The organism is Terriglobales bacterium, from assembly GCA_035487355.1.
In the GTDB taxonomy this organism is placed as follows: Bacteria; Acidobacteriota; Terriglobia; order Terriglobales; family Acidobacteriaceae; genus QIAW01.
The window spans coordinates 1-17,221 of the sequence record DATHMF010000097.1 but is presented as its reverse complement, the minus strand read 5'-3'; the positions used below and the strand labels follow the sequence as shown (position 1 = coordinate 17,221).

Annotated in this window: 15 protein-coding genes; 7 read left to right on the top strand and 8 right to left on the bottom strand. The window is 55.6% G+C overall.

All coding sequences use genetic code 11. The features are described from left to right. Positions 1-402 precede the first annotated feature (402 nt). From recA to rpmH, 8 genes are all read right to left on the bottom strand, one after another. On the bottom strand, positions 403-1,470 hold the full coding sequence (gene recA, locus VK738_17600) for a recombinase RecA (protein HTD24477.1): 1,068 nt from the start codon (positions 1,468-1,470) through the stop codon (positions 403-405). 160 nt (positions 1,471-1,630) lie between these two features. After that, positions 1,631-3,070, bottom strand: coding sequence for a hypothetical protein (locus VK738_17595; GenBank protein HTD24476.1), 1,440 nt, complete (start codon positions 3,068-3,070; stop codon positions 1,631-1,633). 126 nt (positions 3,071-3,196) lie between these two features. Further along, positions 3,197-3,742, bottom strand: a complete 546-nt coding sequence (locus VK738_17590; GenBank protein HTD24475.1) for a R3H domain-containing nucleic acid-binding protein — start codon at positions 3,740-3,742, stop codon at positions 3,197-3,199. Between the two features lie 132 nt (positions 3,743-3,874). Next, a complete protein-coding gene (locus VK738_17585) occupies positions 3,875-4,255 on the bottom strand; it encodes a hypothetical protein (GenBank protein HTD24474.1) in 381 nt (126 codons plus the stop codon). Positions 4,256-4,312: 57 nt separating this feature from the next. Then, entirely contained in the window at positions 4,313-6,112 is a 1,800-nt protein-coding gene (yidC, locus tag VK738_17580) for a membrane protein insertase YidC (protein HTD24473.1), read from the bottom strand. A 16-nt stretch (positions 6,113-6,128) separates the two neighbouring features. Beyond that, positions 6,129-6,437: a membrane protein insertion efficiency factor YidD gene (gene yidD, locus VK738_17575; protein ID HTD24472.1), complete on the bottom strand. Its 309-nt coding sequence runs from the start codon at positions 6,435-6,437 to the stop codon at positions 6,129-6,131. Between the two features lie 25 nt (positions 6,438-6,462). After that, the gene (gene rnpA / locus VK738_17570; protein ID HTD24471.1) at positions 6,463-6,849 is read right to left on the bottom strand and encodes a ribonuclease P protein component; all 387 of its coding nucleotides are present in this window, start codon (positions 6,847-6,849) and stop codon (positions 6,463-6,465) included. Next, positions 6,850-7,005, bottom strand: a complete 156-nt coding sequence (gene rpmH, locus VK738_17565; protein HTD24470.1) for a 50S ribosomal protein L34 — start codon at positions 7,003-7,005, stop codon at positions 6,850-6,852. A gap of 528 nt (positions 7,006-7,533) precedes the next feature. Here rpmH and dnaA point away from each other — a divergent pair. The 7 genes from dnaA to VK738_17530 form a co-directional block, all read left to right on the top strand. Then, positions 7,534-8,949: a chromosomal replication initiator protein DnaA gene (gene dnaA, locus VK738_17560; protein ID HTD24469.1), complete on the top strand. Its 1,416-nt coding sequence runs from the start codon at positions 7,534-7,536 to the stop codon at positions 8,947-8,949. A gap of 434 nt (positions 8,950-9,383) precedes the next feature. Further along, complete coding sequence (gene dnaN, locus VK738_17555) at positions 9,384-10,538, top strand: DNA polymerase III subunit beta (GenBank protein ID HTD24468.1); 1,155 nt, start codon at positions 9,384-9,386, stop codon at positions 10,536-10,538. A gap of 115 nt (positions 10,539-10,653) precedes the next feature. Beyond that, a complete protein-coding gene (locus VK738_17550) occupies positions 10,654-10,902 on the top strand; it encodes a hypothetical protein (GenBank protein HTD24467.1) in 249 nt (82 codons plus the stop codon). Positions 10,903-11,215: 313 nt separating this feature from the next. Then, the gene (locus tag VK738_17545; GenBank protein ID HTD24466.1) at positions 11,216-14,986 is read left to right on the top strand and encodes a tetratricopeptide repeat protein; all 3,771 of its coding nucleotides are present in this window, start codon (positions 11,216-11,218) and stop codon (positions 14,984-14,986) included. Between the two features lie 5 nt (positions 14,987-14,991). After that, positions 14,992-15,558 carry a sigma-70 family RNA polymerase sigma factor gene (locus VK738_17540; GenBank protein ID HTD24465.1) on the top strand — a complete coding sequence of 189 codons (567 nt, stop codon included), beginning with the start codon at positions 14,992-14,994 and terminating at the stop codon, positions 15,556-15,558. 62 nt (positions 15,559-15,620) lie between these two features. Then, positions 15,621-16,490, top strand: a complete 870-nt coding sequence (locus tag VK738_17535; GenBank protein HTD24464.1) for a hypothetical protein — start codon at positions 15,621-15,623, stop codon at positions 16,488-16,490. Between the two features lie 293 nt (positions 16,491-16,783). Next, positions 16,784-17,221, top strand: a 438-nt coding sequence (locus tag VK738_17530) for a hypothetical protein (protein HTD24463.1), incomplete at its 3' end; no start/stop codon positions are given.

Below are 17,221 nucleotides of genomic sequence, written 5' to 3'. Positions count from 1 at the left end.
CGAGCCTGCCCAATCCGGGTACGACAAACACCCCGTTCTTCTTCACTTCCTTTATTGCCTCTTCAGCCAGTGTATCTACCAGCTGTCTGGCGATCTTGTTGCTCACGGTGCAGGTCTCGGCCAGCTTTCTGACCAGTTGAGTCTGCGTCATTCTCTTTTCTGCCATAAACCTCCTTTTTGGATTCTCCCGAAAATTTTTGCCGAGTGGGGAAGCGTCTCAGCCCCGTTGTGGTGGCCTGGTTCGCGTCTCGCCAATCGGCATTCCCGTTTAGATCGTTATCATGATACGGGAATCGGAAACGGAATGTAAAGGGAGAAGTGCGAAAAAAGCCCAGTTTTATAGGGTTTTTTTTAACCCGTCGATTTGGAGGCCGATGGAATGGCCTTTTGCGCGGATCGCCGTCACTTCTTGCCGCCAGCGGCTGCTGCTGCGCGGACAGGATCGTCGGCTGCGGCGACTGGCGTGGCGGGGCTGGTAGACAGCAGTCCGAGCATCTTTCGCAGCTCTCGATCGATCTTGCGGGCCTTCTCCGGATTCTCCTTGAGGAAGATTTTGGCGTTGTCGCGTCCTTGCCCGATGCGCTCGCTCTCGAAGGAATACCAGGAGCCGCTCTTCTCAACAATATTGTTGGCGGCTGCCAGATCGAGCAGATCGCCTTCGCGCGAGATGCCTTGTCCATAGATGATGTCGAACTCGGCCTCGCGGAACGGCGCGGCGACCTTATTCTTGACGACCTTCACGCGGGTGCGGTTGCCAACGGTGGTATCCCCGTCTTTGATGGCGCCGATGCGGCGCACCTCGACGCGAATGGACGCGTAGAACTTGAGCGCCCGGCCGCCGGTGGTGGTTTCCGGATTGCCGAACATGACACCAATCTTTTCGCGCACCTGATTGATGAAGACGAGGCAGGTATTGCAGCGGGACACCACGCCGGTGAGTTTGCGCAGCGCCTGAGACATGAGGCGGGCGTGCAATCCCATGTGGCTGTCACCCATTTCGCCTTCGAGTTCCGCTTTGGGAACGAGGGCGGCGACTGAGTCAATTACCAGCACATCAATGGCGCGTGAGCTGACCAGGGTCTCGGCAATTTCCAGGGCCTGCTCGCCGTAGTCGGGCTGGGAGATGAGGAGGTTATCCACATCCACGCCCAGCTTTTTGGCGTAGATAGGATCAAGCGCGTGCTCGGCGTCAATGAACGCTGCCATGCCGCCGGCTTTCTGCGCCTCGGCCACAACCTGCAAGGCAACGGTGGTCTTGCCGGAAGACTCCGGGCCAAAGATTTCTACGACGCGTCCGCGGGGGAAGCCGCCCACGCCCAGCGCCGCGTCAAAGGAGATAGCGCCAGTAGGAATCACCGCGATGGGCAAGACCTCTCGCGAACCCAAGCGCATGATTGAGCCTTTGCCGAATTGTTTTTCAATTTGTGAGAGCGCCAGATCAATTGCTTTGCCGCGTTCGTCAGTTGCCATGAGATCTCCTTCTTGTGGGGCACAGCCCGAAACTGTGATTTTTGAGTCTTTAATTCTACTCGCCGAGGATTATACATGGGATTTAATTTAATAGCGAATAAAAAGCGAATTTCGTGGATTTATGGGTTGCACAATTCTCGCGACAGGCGTGGAGTGCGGGTTATTCCAGGGAATTGGCGAAGGCTTCGGCCGAGCAGGTGCCCGTAGCCGATTGAACGACCAAACGGAAGCTCAGGCGGTGCATACGCCAGGCGTCGCGGGGCAGCCATGCCTTGAGCTGGTGAGGGGAAACATAGTGTGTCCTGAGCTTGGTCCTGTCGAAGTAGGTGTAGCGGTAGGCGACCACATCATTGAGCCGGAAGTTGTCTCCGTTGATTTCGATCTCCAGAAACTCCGGGCTGTGGTACTCCATTATGGGCACGGGATAGGGTGTGACAGAACGAATCAGTGCAGGAATCGGGGCCGGGTTGAGCTTTGTGGCGGGCAGAACGCTCAATTCCCGAGGCGCAGAAAAATGGAGATGGTCATTGACCACAGAAATTTTCAGAGGTACGTACTTGGCGTTCTTCAACGCGCTCGCAGGAATTTGGGCGTGCAATTCGCTGGGTGAGACGAAGGTCACGTCTGCCATAAAGCTCGACATACTGGTTGGCTCGCTACCCAGCGCCACGTCAGAATCTTTGGTGAAACCGCTGCCATGCAGTACGATGGCGACTTTTTTGTCCTCCGCCGGGTCTGCAGTATTGGCGGGCAATAATTCGGGTTCGATGGCGTCAAGCGTGGGGCTGTTTTTGCCGACTACGATCATCTTCAGCTCGGGGGCATGGCTCTTCTTGCTGGGATAGAGCCCGGCTTTGTCTTTCTCCCATACATCGAGGGCCGAAGCTTCGAGCACACCAGGGGTGGCCAGAAACTCTTTTGAAATCGTTACCCGAATGAGACGCAGGTCCAGTGTTTTGCTGGGCAGATAGCTGAGGACGTCATTCCCTTTCTGCCAGGCGTCCTCTCCATCGGTCAGATAGACGCGCGTGGTGGGAATAAAGTATTTACCGTAAAGGATGACATCCGTAGTGCCGCTGCCTTCGACGAAACGCAGAGGTGGACCAGCGAGGTGAGGATCTTCCAGAAGATAATCCGGGAAAGTGTTGCTGTCGGAACCTTCCACGGGCTTCTTCCCGGCCAAGACTTCCGAGACGTAGACACCGCGCGGGAAGCCAGAGCAGTTTTCATAACAATCTATAGGCAGTGCGGCATCGAAAACCGAGAGGTTCAATTCTTGCGGCGTCTCTTCGGCGGCGCTGCATCCGTCACATGGAACCTCGCCCTCGGTTTTTACCGGCACTACAGTGCGCGACAGGCGTTTGGGGCGGTCCCAGACTTCGATCCACGCGGCCCTCACGCCCTTTGTGCTCGAGATGGTGTAACGCAGATGCTGGACATACCCTGGCGGCAAAGACTCTGTGCGGAGCTTATCGGATTGAGCGATGATCTGGAGCGTGCGGCCATCCGAGCATTGCTGGGTCGCTTCCTGGGCCTGCACTGTAAGAATTCTGAAGAAGAAAAACGCAGGCAAGAACAGGCGGAGGTAACGCGGGTTCATCAACGGAATCCTATCATCGACAAAAGAACATTTCACCACGAAGACACAGAGGCACAGAGAAAAACAAGCGGCGACTAAACCGCTCGGGCCAAAAAAGGCTTTTACGAGGCTTCGCCGTGCTGCGCCTTACCGGCGGCGACGGGCAAAGGGTGCAGGCGCAGGCTTCTTGCTGGCGTCGTAGTCCTTGGGATAAACGACAACGCTGCGACCCGGTCCCTCGCCGGCGCTTTCAGTCCTGAGGTCGCCCTGGTCGCGCAAGGCGAGGTGGACGATGCGGCGCTCGCGTGAACTCATAGGTCCAAACTGATAAGGCATACCGGTCTTGCGGACGCGCTCCGCGGCCACTTCAGCGGAGGTACGCAGCTCCTGCATGCGGGCCGCACGGTATCCACGGCAATCGAAGCTGATCTTGGTGTGCTCTTCCGGACCGAGGCGCAGGCTTTCATAGGCTACCGTCTCGAAAGAACGCAACAGCTCGGCACCGCGGTCGAGCATGTATGCGCTGTCGGGGCCCGCAAATTCCACCAGGATTTCGGGCGCATCTTCGAAGGCGCCATCGAGTTGCGGGTCTACAGTAATCCGGTACTTGAGCTTGAACCCTCCGGTGGCAATCAATCCCTTGAGCAGGTCATTGAGCCTGTGGGCGGCGGCTACTTTGTCTTCTATCGGCATGAGCTTTGATTTTACTATGCATGACGCTTTTCTAAGGACTCCGCAGTCAAACGAAAAGTCAATTCACCACGGAGGCACTCACCACGGAGGCACAGAGACACGGAGAAAAACATGGGAAAACCTTCAGTCCGGCTACGTTCCCCGCAGGCGCGGGGTGTTGATCAGCAGGATGGCGATGCCGGCCACCTGCAGCACCAATCTGACCATCTCAAGAAACGAGGTTACTCCTCCGCGATAAACGAGCCAACTTGCCAAGGTAGGAACCAGTGAGATGCCTATCACGCCCAGCGCCTCAAGAACCGTCAATGCCAGGTAGACTATGCGCGCCCAGGCGCGGCCGGCGGAAACTTCGGCGGTGATGAACCACCAGAAAACAAAAACAAGCACAGACACGGGAAGATTGACCAAGCGAAAGGACCCGTGAAACCACGCCAGCAGGACAACCAGACCATTAAGAGCTAAGGCAAGCCAAAGAAGATTGATCCCCGTTATAGCATGGCTAGATCGGCCCATTGCCCCTAACCTCTCGTCTTTTCGATACGCCTTTCAACAGGCAGCGAGACAGCGTTACTACTTGTTTTTCTTGCGCAGGCGCTTAAGCTGCAGTTCCTTAATCTCGCGCCCCAGGCGGGTCTGGTTCATGGCCCACTGCTGCAAGAGCGAGATGGCGTTGCTGGTGGCCCAATAGAGCGCCAATCCGGAAGCTACAGTCCAAGTCATAAAGCCGAACATCAGGGGCATCATAACGTTCATCATGCGGCGCTGGGCGGCATCAATACCTGGCTGCGGCGTGGCACGCTGCACAATGAACATGGAGAGCACAGTAAGCACCGGCAAGAGATGCCAGGGATCAGCGGCGCTCAAGTCGCGTATCCATAGCCAGTTCGCCTGCCGCAGCTCAACGGTGTTGGCCAGCACAGCGTAAAAGGCCCAGAGAATAGGAAGCTGCAGGAGCAGCGGTAAGCAACCGCTGTACATATTCACGCCTTCAGTCTTGTACAGCGCCATCAGCTCCTGTTGCTTTTGCTGCTGCTTCTCCTGGTCGCGCAAGCCGTACTTCTCGTACTTCTTCTTAATCGAATCAGCCTGTGGCTGGATCTTCTGCATTTTGAGCGATGTCTTCATTTGGGTGAGGCGTAGCGGCAGAAAGATCAGATTGATGATGAAGGTCAGCAGAACGATTGCCCATCCCCAATTCGGGACCAGGTGATCGTGCGTCCAGTTGAGCGCGCGGAAGAGCATTTTGGCAAACCAGCCGAAGGTGCCGAAATCAATTACGCCTTCCAGGTCGGGACTCGCACCCGGTTCGCCGTTCAAGCCATAGGACTTTACGGAATCGAGTACATCCACAGCTTTGGGGCCGACGAAAAGTTCGGTCCGAGTGGCTGCATTAGGATTCCCCACGGCAACACCCAACGGATGCACGATCTCTTTCTCGCTCGACTGAGGATTGCTGGGGTCTTTTGGAATCTCGAGGGGCTCGTGCAGAGTCACCATTGCGGATGACTGCGGATTCGCGGGCATGAAGACCGCGGCAAAGTATTGGTCGCTGACGCCAGTCCAGTAGAACGGGCCAGGAATGGTGTTGCCGCCTATCACCCAGGTGTTGGCCTTGAAAAAATGCTTCTCGGCGGCAGGTTGCCGCTGGACGCCATCCAGGGTGCGCCAGACAACGCGGCCGGTAGCATAGCCTGCCGCCGTCACCTGATCGCCCAGCGAAGATGGCCATGCGGGATAAGCCTGCACAGGAACGCCGTTGCGGGTGACCGAAGTCTCAATCTTCACCACGTAAGAGTGGTCAAAGCTAAAACTCTTGTGGATGGTGACATCCTGGTCGGCATAGTCAAAGCTCAACGATGCAGGAGCCGCAAGCGTTTTTGCACCGCCAGGATTTTCAGAGTTCTGGAGATACAGAACGTCGTTGAGCTTTTTGCGCAGGCTCTCGTCGTAGGTCCAGAGTGAAAGAGGCAAGCCCATCTGAGCGGCAGCATGCGCATTCACCAGTTCAAGCGGATTGCCCTTGTCGTCCTTGTATTTTTTCAGGACCCACGACTTCACCTGCGCGCCGTGATTGGTGAAGGTAATCTTGTAAAGGCCATTCTCGATCACCGTTTCGGCCTCGGACTGCGCTTGTTTGGTAGCCACAGGAGGTGCAGGCGCTGTATTTTTTGGCGTCGAAACCGGCGGGGTGCCCGATGGCTGGGGCTGATTCTGGGTTGCGGCCGGTGTGGGCTGCTGGGAAGGCTGCGGCTGACTTTTGAAAAGGAACTGACTCAGCAGCATGACGAGCAAGAAGGCCATCACCATGTAGAGCATGAAGTTCTTGTCGCCGGTGGGGCCTTGATCGGGCCGATGTTGATATTCAGGCATAAATAGCAGTCAGCACTCAGCCCCTGGAAACGACCCGCTCCGCTTTGGCGGCATCGGCGTCCCAAGAGGAAGATGAAGAGGAATGCGGTTGAAGGTTGCAGTCTCGATGGTGCTCCAGCGGCACTGGATCGTAGCCCCCACGCGCAAAAGGCTGGCAGCGCAGCAGACGCCACAGGGCCAGCGCGCTGCCGCGCAACACTCCGTGGTGTTCCACGGCTACGGTAGCGTATTCCGAGCAGGTGGGCACAAAACGGCAGGCGCCGGGCAGCATGGGCGAGACCCATCGCTTATAAAAACGTAATCCGAATTGGAGAAGCTTCTTCAATTCTTTAACCACAACGTACACACAACTAGTCCAGCACTTCTTTAATTTTTGTAAACGCGCGCTGCACTTCATCGGCGAGCTGAGGCCACGCGACCGTCTGCGCCGACTTCTTCGGGTTAATCACAACATCCACCGGCACGGTCAGCCGGAATAGATGCTGGCGAACCGCTTCGCGCAGTCTGCGCCGGATGCGATTGCGAACAACCGCCGGCCCTAAGGCACGTCCCACGGTGAAACCCACCCGAGGAGAGGCTGGCCTTGCGCTGACTCCAGTTTTGGGCCCGCCCGATGGCTGCACGCGCTGCAAGAAGAAAACTGTCATGCTGCCGGAAAAATGCCTCCGACCGGCCTTGTATACCTTTTCAAAATCGGCGTGCTTGAGGAGCCGTGCCGTTTTGGGAAAAGACTTCAACTATTCGCGGAAACCGGGCTTCACGGTCACGCGCTTGCGGCCCTTGGCGCGGCGGCGCGAGAGCACAGCCTGCCCGCTTTTGGTTTTCATCCGGCTGCGAAAACCGTGCTTCTTGGAACGCCGGCGACGGCGTGGTTGGAATGTGCGCTTCGGCATGGAACTTCCTTAACTCCTACTCTGAAAATTTCGTGGTAGACAAACTATGAGTATAGCAGTTGCCACTTCCCGCTTGCCAGTTCCCGGTCTGTACTAACGGGCCTGCGAGTTGTGTCTTCAAGGAAGCACAGTTGTTTCTTCATAACCGCACGACCGTTCGCTAAAACGCCGGTGCGGCTTCGGCCGATTGCACCATTCTTCGGCATTGACGAACGCGCCGCTTGCCTGCAGAATCTTTCATCGTGTTTTAACAAACGTTTTTCCGTTCGGCTGCTTGCCAGCCCCTCCGCACGAAATTTTTTTTCGTGCTAGGATGCAGCTAACGCGGAATTTGAGAATTTATTTTCGCCTTCTTTCAATTTCCCAGCCCCGCGTCAACCAACGCGGACATAAAAGAAGCCGCTCGCTGAACCGGAGGCCGCCAGAAGCACTGGCGCCACCGCGGGCAGGCTATTGCTTGAAAGAGGTTTTGTAGGTCACGCGGATGGGTTCGCCGTGTGTAAAAGTTTCCCTGGAAGTGGAATCGTCATGTCTCTTTCGTCGGCTGCTGCAACAGTCAGCGCTAACCCGTGGATTGAAATCCTGGGCGCGCTGGAAAAAAAGATTAACCGGCATTCGTATGACACCTGGCTGAAGCCTACGCGCTACAGCCACGCCGAACAAAAGAAGCTCTTCGTGCGGGTGCCTACGCCGGAGTTCCGTCACATCGGCGAAAAATACGCCGACCTGATCCAGGAGGCCATCGAAACCCTCGGCCTGGAATTTGACGACGTGGAGTTCATCACGCCCGAGGAGCATAGCTCCCACTCCGCCAGCGATCCACGCAACCACGCGGTGCGCCCCGACGCCGGATTTGCTCCGGCCGCAGCACACTCTCACTCGGCGCCAAGCCGCGCTACGCAGGCGCGCTTCGACTGGGATTCTGCCGCGCAGTTGAACGCCCGCTACACTTTCGACGCTTTTGTCAAAGGGGCGGGCAACCAGTTCGCCCATGCCGCGGCGCAAGCGGTCGCAGAGCGGCCCTCCAAGGCCTACAACCCGTTGTTCCTGTACGGCGGCGTAGGTATGGGAAAGACCCACCTGATGCAGGCCATTGGACATGAAGTAAAACGCCATCAGCCCGAGGCTTCCATCTGCTACCTGTCGAGCGAGAAGTTTACCAACGAGATGATCAACTCGCTGCGCTACGACAAGATGACCAGCTTCCGCGACAAGTTCCGCAATGTGGATGTGTTGCTGATTGATGACATCCAGTTCCTGGCACAGAAAGAACGCACGCAAGAGGAATTTTTCCACACCTTCAACGCGCTGCATGAATCCATGAAGCAGATTGTGATTGCCAGCGATCGGCCCCCAAAAGAGCTGGCCGAGGTCGAAGACCGGCTGCGCAACCGCTTCGAGTGGGGATTGATTGCCGACATTCAACCTCCGGACCTGGAGACCAAAGTTGCCATTCTGCAGAAGAAAGCCGAGTCGGAGCGGGTGAGCCTGCCCATTGATGTGGCTTTGTTCATTGCCGGCAATATCCGCAGTAACGTGCGTGAGTTGGAAGGCGCGCTGATCCGGCTGACGGCTTACTGCTCGCTCACCGCCGTGGAAATTAACCTGCCGACCGCACAGCAGGTGCTCAAGAACTTTATTGAAGCCCAAACCAAAAAAGTCACGATTGAATCCATTCAGAAGGCTGTGGCGGAGCAGTTTGGGTTGCGCGTGACCGAGATCAAGGCTAAGAACAACTCGCGCGCGATCGTGTATCCGCGCCAGATTGCCATGTACCTCACCAAGCACCTCACCGAGGCGTCGCTTCCGGAGATCGGACGGCAATTCGGCGGCAAGCACCACACGACAGTCATGCACTCGGTGGAAAAAATTGAGCAGCAGCGCCAGAGAGATAAGGACCTAAATCGTCTGCTGAACAAAATTACCGAGACGCTGAACGGGTAAAAGATTTCTCACCACAGATAAGCATAGATAATCTGGGTTGCCTGTTGCCATGCAATCTCTCGATGCAAGCATCCCTGAAATGCATTTGCACAGGGCTGCTGCCCGAAATGCGGTAATATTGAACGCTTAATCAAAGGGTTTTTAGCGGTTTTCCACTTTGCTGACGCGTCTTCCTCAACGGTCTCTGTGGAGAGGTTGTGGAAGTTGTGAAGAAAACGGTCGAAATTGAAAGTTTGGCCGCGTTATGCTCAAAGATCACAAACGTAAGGTCCTGTTTTAGACAGCGCAAAGGCGTTCAACAGTAGCCCAGAATAGGGTTGGGAGTAAGTTATACACATTTCCCCAGGGCCTACTATTACTGCTGTTTTAAGATAAGTCTTTTTGATATAAGTTAAGTACTAGTAGTAGCGCTCAAATTCCTCAGGAGCCCAGGTATGCCCAGCACCAGCGCGGGAACAGAAACACAGGGAGCTTTGGAGATCATTGTCAACAAAAGCGACCTGCAAAAAGAACTGACGGCCACTCAGGGCGTGGTCGAGCGCAAGACGACGATTCCCATCCTGTCTAATTTTCTTTTTGAGGCCGCGGGAGACAAACTCTCTATTACCGCCACCGACCTGGATCTGAGCCTGCGCACGTCGTGCGTGGCCAAGGTAAAGAAAGAAGGCTCATGTACAGTGCCGGCGCGCAAACTTTACGATTATGTAAAGCTGCTGCCCGAGGGCGAAATTTCCATCAGGATGCTGGAAAACCACTGGGTGGCGATCCGGTCGGGGCGCTCCAACACCAAAATGGTGGGCATGGCGCGAGCCAACTTCCCCGCGCTGCCGCACTTCCCGGGAACGGACGTGGTCAAAATACCAGCCGCGATTCTGCGCACCTTGATCGCTAAAACCATCTTTGCCATCAGCAACGAAGAGTCACGCTACACGTTAAACGGCGCGCTCATGGTGCTCAAGCCGGAATCGGTGACGATGGTCGCAACCGACGGGCACCGCCTCGCACACATTGAAAACACCAAGGCAAAATTCAAGGTCTCGGGCGAGCTGAAAACCCTGGTTCCCAAAAAAGCCATGGCGGAGCTGAACACGCTGCTGCAACTGGGCGAAGCGGAAGAAGTGGAGTTTGCACGAGACGAATCCACGCTCTTCTTTCGTGTAGGTCCACGCCTGCTGACATCGCGCCAGCTTACCGGGCAATTCCCCAACTACGAAGCGGTTTTGCCGCGCGAGAACAACAAGATTGTTACGGTCAAGTCGGAAGACCTGGCGGGGGCCATCCAGCGCGTGGCCCAGTTTGCCGACGAGCGCTCCGGCGCGATCCGCATGCGGCTCGATAAGAACGAGATCAAGATCTCTTCTTCCTCCACGGAAACCGGCGAATCGGAAGATACGATTGAAACTGCCTACGCCGCCGATGCTGTAACTATCGGATTCAACTCCCAGTACCTGCTGGATTTTCTGAAAGTTGCCAACACCGGCGAGGTGCGGATGGAGTTGAAAGACTCACAGTCGGCCGGCCAGTTGCGTCCTGATGAGAAGGACGAAGATTACAAATACCGCTACATCGTCATGCCCATGCGAATCTGAAGGCTGATCCAGTTCTCAGTGGCAAATTCTGCACAACAGCACAACATAGATTCTGCGGGTGCGGATGCCATGCAATGTTAGACCGAATTTAAAATCAGGCAGAGGAATTTATCCCATGACAGAACCGAGTTATGAAGAGCTGAAAGCCCGCCTTGCGGAGTTGGAAAAGCAAACCAAAGGACGCCGCACGGGATCACTTGAATTCCGCGTGGGCGAAAAAGGCGGCGTCAGTGTGTATGGTTTAGGAAGGTTTCCGGTCACGTTGTATTACGAGCAGTGGATCCGGCTGCTGGAGCAGACGGAAAATCTCCGCTCTTTTTTGGAAGAAAATAAAGCCAAGCTCAAACTGAAAGAAAAACCCTAGGAGCAGCTTCAAGCTGGAAATTAGTGCATCTTCTTTTCTGAAGCAGAAACCAATCGTACGAGTCTTGTCTCTCATGAACATCTGTACCAAAATTACTCTGCAAGGGTAATAAAACAGGCCCTTTTAGCAACACTTTTGGTTTAGACTGACCAAGTAACCACTGCTGCACCTTCCCGTTAGTGGAAAAGCTATATTTCCTAAGCATCATGCGTTAGGAGATAATAGATGCCACCGCACTACAAAAAACTGCGTATTACTTCGCTGAAATCGTCAGGGGTCTTAAGTTGTAAAAGGGTCTAGTGGAGATATCCGAATGAAGCTACACAACCGGGTTCTTTTGTGCGGAGCATTCTTTTTACTCCCATTTACCACTTTCGGCCAAACTACGCCCAAGTTGGGAAACGGCGCCAACACCAAAGCTCCAGCAGAACTCGGAAAGGGAGTTGTGATCGAGCAGGTCAAAAAGAACCTTGAGGCTGACAAAGCGGGAGTGCAAGAGAGTGACATCCTGCTGAAATGGAGCCGGTCTGATACTCAAGGCGAAATAAAGTCGCCCTTCGATTTAATGCAAATCGAAATCGAGCAGGCCCCCCGGGGAGTGGTAACTCTGGAAGGATTGAGAGGCACGGAAAAGAAAGTATGGATGCTTGGGCAGGGGGCCTGGGGTATGAATACGCGGCCGCTTCTGCCCGAGTGGTTGCTTTCCATCTACCTTGACGGTCAGAAGCTGGCCGCTGAAAACAAACTGCAAAATGCAACCCAGGATTGGCGGTCAGCGGCTCGTCAGGCGAAAGAGTCGCAATCTGCGTGGCTTGGTTCGTGGTTTCTGTATCGTGCGGGTAAGTTGTTAACCGATGCCCGGCAATGGCAGGAGGCCGATGCTGCGTATGAAGACGCGGTTAAGGAGAGTAAGAAAGTTGGACCTGCGATTGAGTCGCAATTGCTGAGAACATGGGCTAAGAGGTTTGAGCAGCAGGCCGATTGGGCCAATGTGGAAAAGCGGTATCTGCAGGCGGCGATTGAGGACCAGGGAACGAGCTCTGAAAGCCTGACTCTGGCTGACACCTTTGATGGATTAGGGGACGCAATTTTCCATCGTGGTGATCTCGTGGAATCACAGAAGTATTACTTTCAGGCTCTGGAAATTCAGAAGAAGCTCGCACCCGACAGTTTGAGTCTGGCAAAAACCCTCGCCGGTCTTGGTCGCTTAATGCAATGGCGTGGCGACTTTGCTAAGGCAGAGGATTACCTCCGCGAAAGCATGGCCATCCGGGAAAAATTGGCTCCCGGCAGCCTCGATGTCGCAGAGGGCCTGAACAACATAGGAAGTCTTGCGTTTGCTCGCGGCGATTTAGGTAAGAGCGAAGAGTACATGAATCGAGCTTTGGCCATCCGGGAAAAACTGGTTCCCGACAGTCTCGATGTCGCCACGGTCCTTGCTAATCTGGGTCTCGTAGCTTGGCGTCGAGGCGATTTGACAACGGCTGAGAAATTTCACCAGCGAGCTCTGCTGATCCAAGAGAAGCTGGCGCCTGACAGCCTTGTGGTCTCCGTCGCTTTCAACAACTTAGGGCTCGTGGCGTGGAAGCGTGGCGATTTGGCGAAAGCCGAGGGATACCATCAGCAAGCCTTGCTGATCCGGGAGAAGCTGGCTCCCGACAGCCTCGATGTTGCCAACACCCTCAACAACCTGGGTGTTGTCGCCCGATATCGTGGTGATCTGGACAAGGCGGAAGATTATTACCGCGGAGCTTTGACCATCCGACAAAAGTTGGCTCCCGGCAGCCTCGATGTCGCCACGAGTCTGAATAATCTGGGCGTTATTGCTCGCCATCGTGGTGATCTGGACAAAGCGGAGGAGTACTACCGCGGAGCTTTGACCATCCGACAAAAGTTAGCTCCCGGCAGCCTGGATGCCGCCAGCACCCTCAACAACTTGGGTCTTGTGGCCCGGGATAGTGGTGATTCGAATAAGGCGGAGGAGTACAGCCGCCAAGCCCTGACGATTAGAGAAAAACTAGCCCCCGGTAGCCTTGATGTCGCCGAAAGCTTAGACATGCTGGGCAACGTGGCTCATGATCGTGGCGATCTGGAAAAAGCTGAGGAATACCACAGCAGGGCTTTGGCGATGCAGGAAAAAATAGCTGCTGGCGGCTTGGACGTTGCTGAAAGCCTGAACATGCTGGGCAATGTCGCTCGCGACCGTGGCGATCTAACCAAAGCCGAAGAGTACTATGACCGGGCCCGCGCGATCTGGGAAAAGCTAGCCCCCGAGAGAACGGACTACGCCGAGACACTCGCAGCGTTGGCCGGAATCAAGGTGAAAAAAAAGGAACTAGACACGGCTGCTCAACTCTTGGAGAAGGCCCTGAACGTCCTTGAGGGGCAGATGAGCCAGTTCGGCGGCGAAGAGGAAATCCGCTCCGGCTTTCGCGCCAAGCATCTCAGTTACTATCAGGATTATATTGATCTGCTGATGCAGCAGAAACAATCGGAGCAGGCCCTGCAGGTGGTGGAGCGTTCGAGAGCGCGGACCCTGTTAGAGATGCTGGCTGCGGCACATGTGGATGTGCGTAAAGGGGGAAACCCCGCTTTGATCGAGCGCGAACGTTCGCTGGAAGCCGATATAGCTGCCAAAACAAATCTCCGCATCCGTCTGGAGAGCGGGAAGGCAACAGAAGAGCAAGTAGCGCCGGTCAATCAGGAGATCCAGAAACTGCTGGCCGAGCGTAAGGATGTAGAAGCGCAAATTCGCATGAGCAGTCCTGGCTACGCGGCACTGACCCAGCCGCAGACTTTAAGCGCAAAGCAGATTGAGCAGCAGCTACTGGGTGCCGATACCGTACTGATCGAATACTCCCTGGGCGACAAGCGCAGCTATGTGTGGGCTGTAACTCCAGAATTGCTGGCCGGCTACGAGTTACCAAAACGGGCCGACATCGAGAGCGCAGCGCGGCAGGTTTATGAGCAGTTGACGGCTCGCAACCGCACGCTCAAGGGAGAAACTGAGCCCCAGAGGAAAGCACGCTTAACCAAGGCGGAAGCGGAATATTCAGAGGCCGCCGCCACGCTAAGCCGGATGGTGCTTGCGCCCGTGGCCGCGCAGCTCAAAGGGAAGCGGCTGTTGATCGTAAGTGATGGGGCGTTGCAGTACATCCCATTTGCGGTTCTGCCTGAGCCCGAGGCGCCACGCTCAGACAATCAGAGCAGCTCAAAAGGGCAGCCGCCTTTGGTAGAAGGGCACGAAATCGTGAATCTGCCCTCGGCCTCGGTCTTATCTGTACTGCGAGGGGAGCGGATCGGGCGCAAAGAAGGAACCAAGGCTGTGGCGGTACTGGCTGATCCGGTTTTCGCTCCAAACGATGCGCGCGTGAATTCAGGCCGGATGCGTGATCCGGAAAGTAAAGAAAAAATCCTCGATGCCGCGTCTTCTTCTGCATTCTGGTCTGCCGACCACCTGACTCGCTCCGTGGCTGATGTGGGACTGTCGGGAGAAGGGGCTTATCTGCCCCGGCTGCGCTCAACCCGGCAAGAGGCAGAAGCAATCATCGCCGTAACGCCCCCAGGCGAAGGAATGGAGGCCCTGGATTTTCGTGCCAGCCGTGCGACGGCGACCAGTCCAGAGCTGGCGCAGTATCGCGTGGTGCACTTTGCGACGCATGGGCTATTGGACAGCGAACATCCCGAGCTGTCGGGATTGGTGCTGTCGCTGGTGGATGAGAAAGGAAAACAGCAGAATGGCTTCCTGGAGCTGGAAGACATCTACAACCTGAATCTGCCGGCGGAATTGGTGGTGCTGAGTGCGTGTGAAACCGGTTTAGGGAAACAGATCCAGGGAGAGGGTCTGGTGGGCCTGACGCGCGGATTCATGTACGCGGGGGCGTCGCGCGTGATGGCAAGTTTGTGGAAGGTAGACGACGTGGCCACGGCGGAATTGATGGGACGATTCTACAAAGCCATGGAAAAAGAAGGGATGCGCCCGGCAGCGGCCCTGCGGCAGGCGCAGATTGAGATGTGGAAGCAGAAAGACTGGAGCTCGCCGTACTACTGGGCCGCCTTCCAAATGCAAGGCGAGTGGAAGTAGCGGTTGTGCTTACCAAAGAAGCCCTCGAGAAGCTGCTTACATGCCTGGATGAAGACCGGGAGCGCGCTGGGGAAAAGTACCAGACGCTGCGTACCGGCTTGGCCAGGTTTTTCGAATGGCGGGGCTGTGCCTTTCCCGAAGATCACGCCGATGAAGCCATTGATCGTGTAGCCCGTAAGATCGCTCAGGGAGAAGAAATCCGTAACATTCAGAGCTACGTTACAGCCGTAGCCCGGTTCGTCTCTATGGAAGTCGTGAAGGAGCGGGAGAAACACCAGGCCGCTCTCAGCCTGTTGCCGCGAGATCCGGTCAGGCAGGAGCCTGTAGATGAGGATACGCGGCTGGAGTGTGTTCGCAGATGTCTACAGGCGCTTGCTCCTGAAAGCTCGCAGTTAATCATTGCCTATTACCAAGACGATGGGCGGAACAAGATCGCAGTACGCAAAAAGCTGGCACAACAACTGGGCATCTCTCCCCATACTCTAAGGATGAGGCTGCAGCGGCTCAGGAGCAAGCTCGAAGAATGTGTGGTTGACTGCCTGCGTGCGAACCCGGCGGAAGCGAATAAATAAAGCTTTGATTCAGTGACAAAATTGTTTCTTGAACCACTTATTCATCAGAGGCGCGAAACAGCGTGAAGCAAACGGGCCAAAACGAAGACAAACGGTTGACCGACTACCTCCTGGGGTATTTGCCGGAGCCGGAGGAGATCAGGCTGGAAGAAGAATACCTGGCCAATCCCGATACCCAAAGCCGGCTTCTTATCGTTGAAGACGAATTGGTTGATGCTTACGTGCAAGGGGAGCTTTCCGCCCAAGAGCGAAAACAATTGGAAGACCGTTTCCTGGCTTCTCCCCGAGGACGCCGGAAGCTGGAGCTGGCCAAATCGCTGATGACGATCGCTTCCAGCCAAAAGCCGTCGTCGAAGCCAAAACCCTCCCCTCTCTTTTCTATGCGATGGGTTTTTGCAGCGGCCACCTTGATATTGGTACTGGTCGTGACTTGGAGAATCAGGCAGAAGGCATCACAGCATCCCGGTCCTGAGCGCGCCCAGAGCCAGCAGCAGCAGAATGGAGCAAATGGGCAGCCGCCTTCAGGAATAGTCGCTCAAGGAAGCAAAACGCCAACGCCCATTGAAAGTTCGTCCCAACATCCGCAGCCTCTCACTCCAGTGATGGCTTCGATCGTGCTGCGACCTGCTGCCCGGAACGTCGAGCAATCCCCACGGGTCAAGATTCCCCGGGGCGCTCTTCAGTTGAAGGTCCAGCTTGATCTTGAGGCCGATAACCACCAGAGCTACAAGGCCACACTCCTGGGCGCAGGAGATGATGTGAAGTGGAGCGGCCGAGGTCTCAAGACTCAACCTACGGCTTCCGGTAGAGCGGTAGTCCTGAAACTGCCTGCGACTCTTTTCGAGAATGGAGAATATTCGCTTCTCCTGGCCCCCGATGAGGATGCCGCCAGACCCATTGCGGAATACACGTTCGTTGTCCAAAAAAATTAGCCTGCTAGTCGCTGCGAGGGAAGCGAGCGGCGCCGGTGGGAGCCCCCCGGCTTTAGCCGGGGTAAGGATGAAATAAAATTGGGGCTTTAGCCTCGGTGAACCATCAAGTTAGCCCGCAAAATATCCGAACATTTTTTATAACAGCCGGCATCCATCAAAGAAGATCCTTGTTTAAGCACTGTCTCTAAAAGTCAATACCTTAATATCATAATGGCACCATCTTGGTATCATCCAGCTGCATTCCACCAAATCCATGCCATCCTATCTGATGTACCGGAAAGGAGGTACAAGAAATGGGTATCAAAGAACTCTTCAACAACAAACCCCGCTGCCAGCACTTCAGCGAAGACGGCAGCCGCTGTAAAGCCGATCCCCAGACCGGCAAACCCTATTGTTTTTTCCACGACCCCGACCAGAAAGAAAAACAGGCCGCTGCCCGCAAGCAAGGCGGCCAGATCCGTAGCCGTACCCCTGAGGTCATCCTGCCGCCCGGCTTCAAGCCCGGCCCCCTGAAAGATCTCTCCCAGGTTCACGAGCTTCTGGAAAACATCGCCAACTACGTCTGCAGTGGAGAAATGGACCTGCGCACTGGCCGCTTCCTCTGTCACCTCGGCAATTCCGTACTCGCGGTCCTGAAAGAACGAACTCGCGAGCAGCGCCGGGCCTCCGGCGAAGCCGCCCGCGCAGGCAAAAAACCGCACTATGACCGCGTCAGCCTGAATATCACCCCG